4 protein-coding genes and 1 other annotated feature are annotated in these 6,126 nt (G+C 39.1%); of the genes, 1 reads left to right on the top strand and 3 read right to left on the bottom strand.

Features of this window, described 5'->3' with window-relative positions:
• Positions 1 to 272: 272 nt before the first annotated feature.
• A complete protein-coding gene (locus V7164_RS14340) occupies positions 273 to 2,918 on the bottom strand; it encodes a valine--tRNA ligase (protein ID WP_335346999.1) in 2,646 nt (881 codons plus the stop codon).
• A 60-nt stretch (positions 2,919 to 2,978) separates the two neighbouring features.
• Positions 2,979 to 3,257 (bottom strand) — a binding site (T-box leader).
• Positions 3,258 to 3,466: 209 nt separating this feature from the next.
• Between V7164_RS14340 and V7164_RS14335 the strand changes: the two genes are divergently transcribed.
• Positions 3,467 to 3,658: a hypothetical protein gene (locus tag V7164_RS14335; RefSeq protein ID WP_335347000.1), complete on the top strand. Its 192-nt coding sequence runs from the start codon at positions 3,467 to 3,469 to the stop codon at positions 3,656 to 3,658.
• Positions 3,659 to 3,672: 14 nt separating this feature from the next.
• Here V7164_RS14335 and ysxE read toward each other — a convergent pair whose 3' ends face one another.
• Positions 3,673 to 4,740, bottom strand: coding sequence for a spore coat protein YsxE (gene ysxE / locus V7164_RS14330; RefSeq protein ID WP_335347001.1), 1,068 nt, complete (start codon positions 4,738 to 4,740; stop codon positions 3,673 to 3,675).
• 108 nt (positions 4,741 to 4,848) lie between these two features.
• Positions 4,849 to 5,958, bottom strand: coding sequence for a stage VI sporulation protein D (gene spoVID, locus V7164_RS14325; protein ID WP_335347002.1), 1,110 nt, complete (start codon positions 5,956 to 5,958; stop codon positions 4,849 to 4,851).
• Positions 5,959 to 6,126: the final 168 nt, after the last annotated feature.

The raw sequence follows: 6,126 nt of genomic DNA, 5'->3' as shown, positions 1-6,126 counted from the left end.
CTAACGCTGAAACACTAAGTATGTATTTTTTATTAAAAATAACTATTTTTATTACTTTTGGGGTGAGTTTTCAATAATTTAGATCACTTAATGTGTAAATAGGTTGGTTATTTCTATCAATTTATCTCTAGATTGAAGGGATATCCGCTAGTTGGTACATATTTCTGCCACTTTCGTTCGTATATCCGCCACCTCACCTCATATATCCGCAACTAATAATAATTCTTAAAAGGAAGACGAACCCAAACAATTGGATTCGCCTTCAACCAAATTTATTCCCCTTTTAATTCTTTAATGCGTGCTTCTACGGCTTCTCTCTTTTCGCTGTAGTCCTGCATTTTTGCTTTCTCTTCTTCAATTACCTTTTCCGGAGCTTTTTTGATAAAGCCTTCATTGCTGAGTTTCTTTTGAACTCGCTCCACTTCTTTATCTAACTTCTCCCATTCCTTCTGCAGACGGGCTACTTCTTCCTCAATATTGATTAACCCTTCAAGCGGAAGAATAATCTCTGCACCTGTAACGATAGAAGTCATGGCCTTCTCAGGTGTTTCTACTTCAATCGCAACAGTTAGCTCTTCTGGATTACAGAAGCGTTCAATGTATCCACGGTTATTTTCAAGAGTTTTTAGAACAGTCTCATCTTTAGCCTTTAAAATCATTTTGATTTTTTTGCTTAGCGGTGTGTTTACTTCTGCACGGCTGTTACGAACAGAACGAATGATTTCTACTAAGAGCTTCATTTCGCCTGCAGCCTGATGATCTGTGAATTCGGCAATTACTTTTGGCCATTCCGCAACTGTAATGGATTCCCCTGCGTGAGGAAGGTTTTGCCAAATTTCTTCTGTGATAAACGGCATGAACGGATGCAATAGGCGCATCGTATTGTCTAAAACATAAGCTAATATAGAACGAGTTGTTTTCTTAGCTGCTTCGTCTTCACCGTATAGTGGAAGCTTCGCCATTTCAATATACCAGTCACAGAAATCATCCCAAATAAAGTTGTATAGTATGCGCCCAACTTCTCCGAATTCATAACGGTCGGACAATCTTGTCACCGTTTCAATCGTTTCATTTAACCTTGTTAAAATCCATTTATCAGCAACCGATTTTTCTCCCGTTAAATCAATTTCTTCGTATGTTAATCCATCCATATTCATTAAAGCAAAACGGGATGCGTTCCAAATCTTGTTCGCAAAATTCCATGTTGCTTCAACCTTTTCCATACCGAAACGTAAATCATGGCCTGGAGAGCTTCCTGTTGATAAGAAATAACGTAGAGAATCAGCTCCATACTTATCAATTACATCCATTGGGTCTACACCGTTGCCAAGGGATTTACTCATTTTGCGTCCTTCCGCATCGCGAACGAGACCATGGATTAATACGTCTTTAAACGGTCTTTGCTCTGTAAATTCAAGCCCTTGGAATATCATCCGAGAAACCCAGAAGAAAATAATATCATAGCCTGTTACGAGACAAGCAGTTGGGTAGTAACGCTTGAAATCCGCTGATTCAGTATCTGGCCAGCCCATTGTAGAGAATGGCCATAATGCTGAGCTAAACCATGTATCTAAAACATCTTTATCCTGTTCCCAGTTTTCAACATCTTCTGGAGCTTCATGTGCTACATACACTTCACCAGTTTCTTTATGGTACCAGGCTGGGATCCGATGTCCCCACCAAAGCTGACGAGAAATACACCAGTCGCGAATATTTTCCATCCAGCGCAGATAGGTATTTTCAAATCTATCCGGAACGAAATTTACTTTTTCTTCCTTTGATTGTAGGGCTACGGCCTTATCTGCTAATGGCTGCATTTTTACGAACCATTGAGTTGATAAATATGGCTCGACAACAGCACCGCTGCGCTCAGAGTGGCCAACTGAATGCATATGCTCTTCAATTTTGAATAATACCCCTTGCTCCTGCAGATCTTTAACAATTTGCTTACGGCATTCGAAACGGTCCATATCCTTATACTTTCCGGCTTTTTCATTCATTGTGCCGTCTTCATTCATAACAAGAACTCGTTCAAGATTATGGCGATTTCCGATTTCAAAGTCATTAGGGTCATGTGCCGGCGTAATTTTTACTGCTCCTGAACCAAATTCCATATCAACATAATCATCGCCAACAATTGGAATCTCACGTCCAACAATCGGAAGCTTAACTGTTTTCCCAATTAAGTGCTTATAACGATCATCTTCAGGATGAACAGCTACTGCTGTATCACCTAACATCGTTTCAGGACGTGTTGTTGCAATTTCAATATGTCCTGTGCCATCAGTAAGTGGGTATCTCATATGGTAAAATGCACCCTGAACATCCTTATGGATAACCTCGATATCTGATAAAGCTGTTTTGGTAGAAGGGTCCCAGTTGATAATATATTCGCCCCGGTAAATTAACCCTTTATTATATAAGCTGACAAATACTTCACGAACGGCCTTTGATAAGCCTTCATCAAGTGTAAAACGCTCACGGGAATAATCTAGGCCCAGTCCAAGCTTAGACCATTGCTGGCGGATATGGCTAGCGTATTCCTCTTTCCATTTCCAGGTTTCTTCTACAAATTTTTCACGGCCTAAGTCATAACGGCTTTTTCCTTCACTGCGAAGCTTTTCCTCTACTTTTGCCTGAGTAGCAATCCCCGCGTGGTCCATCCCTGGCAGCCATAAAACATCATAGCCCTGCATTCGCTTCATGCGTGTCAAAATGTCTTGAAGAGTCGTATCCCATGCGTGACCTAAATGAAGCCTTCCTGTAACGTTTGGAGGCGGAATAACGATCGTATACGGCTCTTTATTCGCATCGTCCTTTGCCTCGAAAAATTTCCCCTTTAGCCACCATTCATAGCGTCCCTGTTCAATTGATTGAGGGTCATATTTGGTCGGCATCGTTAATTCCTTCGTTTCCATCTCATTCATTCCTTTCGATTACATCAATTATCCTAAAAAAACAAAAAACCCCATTCGCCGTAAAAGGACGAATGGAGTTTGCTTCGCGGTACCACCTTTTTTTCAATCAACAATAGAAAAGCAGTGGCGACCTTACCGAAACGCGCCTGCAATCTAAAAAATTGATTGACTCTTAACTAGATAACGGATTTCCCGTCTCTCACTACTCGAATTTGCATCCTTTCGCGAAAGAAGCTCAAGGGCGACCTTCCAACGGAACTGCTTAGAAAACCTTTCAGCTAATAGTTTTCCTCTCTAAAAGCAATCAGCCATCGTACTCTTCCCTATCCACGCTGTTCATTTATTATATTCAATATAGTACCTAATAAATAGGATTGACGTCAATCATTATTCCCTTTTAATCAATATATTATACAAATGGACACCATTGGTGCCTTAAAGCATGATCAATTTTTCATTTGAGCGGTTCAGATTGTTCCAAATTTAAAGCACGATCATTGGGGATGACACATAATATGAAATGAGAAAAGTTGGAAAGGGGCATGTAAATGAGAAGAAAGTATAATCCTTATACACTGCCGCCGTGGTTAAAAACAATTAGAGGGGCTTGCTCCCAGTTTATTATTCCATTTTGCTGCTTTCAAGGAATACGAGTCATTATTTTTCCAACTACCTTTGACGTGCTTTTCCTTGCTGTCTTAATTTTAATTGCTGTCGCTCTACGCCTTGAGCTATTATAGGGCCCAAAATCTATTTAATTTTGGGCTCCTTCTTGTTTTGCTGCTGCTGCTGCCTCTGCCTGCGCTTTTGCCTCCTGTTTTTGTCTCTCGATCTCTTCCATCCTCATCAATACATATTCTGTATTTTTAATCTGCCAGTATTGTCTTTGATAGTGCAGAAGAATCTTTCGTTCATGATGGCTATAAGGATTTTTGTAATATTTCTCGGCTGCACGAATAACCGCACCTGGATGGGCAAAATAGCTTTGAAACAGCAGCAATTCATCCTCTTTTAAAGGGAAGTATTTCAAATACGTATAAATCCACTCAATACATTCCTCTGATCTCTTTGGATAGGTTTTCAACGTTCGTGACAAATAGGGCAGCAGGTCATGTAGGGGGGAACCTTGCTTAGCACGTTCAAAGTTTGTGAAATAACCATAGCCTTTGTCATCATATAAAAAATGGTCTGCTGAGATTTTCCCATGAACGGTTACAATTCGGGCCTTATCATGATCCTTCGTTTTTTCATGCCACTCTTTAAGCTTTTTAATAGAAAAATCTAAAGCCTGTTGCATTTCGTTATAGGAAAGAACAAACATTAATTCAAAGGGGGACAAATAGTCTCTTTGTTCACAAGCTTCCATAAATCCTTCCAAAAACTCCTGTTCCTTTTCCCTTTCTAACAGTGTTTTTTCAAAATGTTCGGTTCTGTCTTCTTTACTAATCTTTAATTCAGATGCTGATAAAGTATGAAGTCTTGCAAGTTCACGAAAGAGCTGATGGTTGCGTTCATGGCTTAATTCTTTTGCTTCATTCATCATCCAGGGCATGAGGTAGTAAAGTTCATTTTCATGTAATACAGCATACCTTCCATCTAATGTTGGAAAGACAGGCACGATTCGATTATAGCCCTTTTGATATAGATTTTGGATGTGCTTGACAAAATCTCCCCCATCTCTAGGATCAATTTTTTTTAAGGCAAACACACCTTTATTTGAATAGATTTTTTGAATCCTACCCATTTCTTCGACAAAATGCGGTTCAATTGCATAATGTTTTAATATCGGATATACGTTCTGTAATCGATTCTTCTCTTTCATAAGAATCACCTGCCTTTATAAAAAAGCGTATACGCCAAAGTGCTTGAGCTAGACAAATAGAAAAACTGAGCAGGTGAATAGTTACCTGCCCAGCCTATTATTTAGAAATTATTTGTGGGCAACAGCAACTGGGATATAAAGGACCTGCCCCTCATATATATCCTGACTAATTTCCAAATGATTCACACTGAGTAACCGTTGAACAGGAATTTCATATCTTTCGGCAATGATATCGATCGTATCACCTAGCTGAACGATACACACCTTTAGCCTAGCAACATCGTCCTCTGACTTCCGCGCAAAAAATTCAGTTAAAGACATGCTTTTCTTTTTCGTTGGCTTTTTCTTCTTTTTATCTGCTACTTCTTTTTCGGCAGCAGCTTTTTTGGCTAAATGATCAGAAGATTCGTCACTGCTGGATTCCTGATCAATTTCTATTTCGACTACCTGAAGAGTACTTTCTTCCAAATTCGGCATTGAATAGATTTCTTCAGCGGAAGGAGGTTTTTGTTCACCTCTTTGTGCCGAAAATGAGACCTCCGGCAGTATTTCAATCTTTTCCTCAACAGCCTCTAACTGAACTTTCTCATTCCTTACTGCCACTTCAGGCTGTTTTTTCGCTTCAGCCTCAAATGGAACAAAGATCGTTTTGTCTTCCTTTTCTGTGAAAGGCTCTCTATCCTCAACTGTTTCATCCTCTATATCCCAGTTTAATTCAGGCGTTGCTACTTCTATATGATAAGCAGGCTCCTTATCCTCAACGTCTGTTCTTTGGGGAGCATGCTGCTGTTCCCCGTACAAACCTGAGATCGTCAAATTCGCTGTTAACTTCATACAGCTTCTTTCAGGAAAAACATAATCAAAAGATTCGACTAATACATCAATATTATGAACACTTTCAATTCTATTTCTTGGTATCGTTATGTCTACTGGGAAGAAGTGAGTGAATTCACATACTCCTTCATCTCTTTCTTCTACTACTTGAATAAATTTCGGAGCTGTAAAGGTATCCTCATATTCTATTTCTGCTGTCTCGTACCGTTTATATTCACCTGATAACTCGAGTGCTCCTTGAATCGTTACATATTGATCATTTTCTTGAATAAGAATATCGGGATCAAGTGAAATTGAAATTAATTCAGATACTTCCTGTCCTTTTTGAAACCATACAGATTCCTCTAAAGAAAATCGTAAAGACGATGGGTTTCCTTGAGACAAAGCGACTCCTCCTTTCATACCCTTCACGTTTAATCACTATGTCATTTACACTTTATGAGAATGATAATTTTTTTATGATTGAAAATAACACAGCTCGGCAAAAAATTTACAAAAAAAAACACCCATCTATAAAGATGAGTGTAGTAAGTAAAATTATCGCAGATTAAC

This window comes from Bacillus sp. JJ1474 (assembly GCF_036965225.1).
Taxonomy (GTDB): Bacteria; Bacillota; Bacilli; order Bacillales; family Cytobacillaceae; genus Cytobacillus.
Note: the sequence above shows the minus strand (reverse complement) of the source record. Positions and strands in the feature narration are given on the sequence as shown.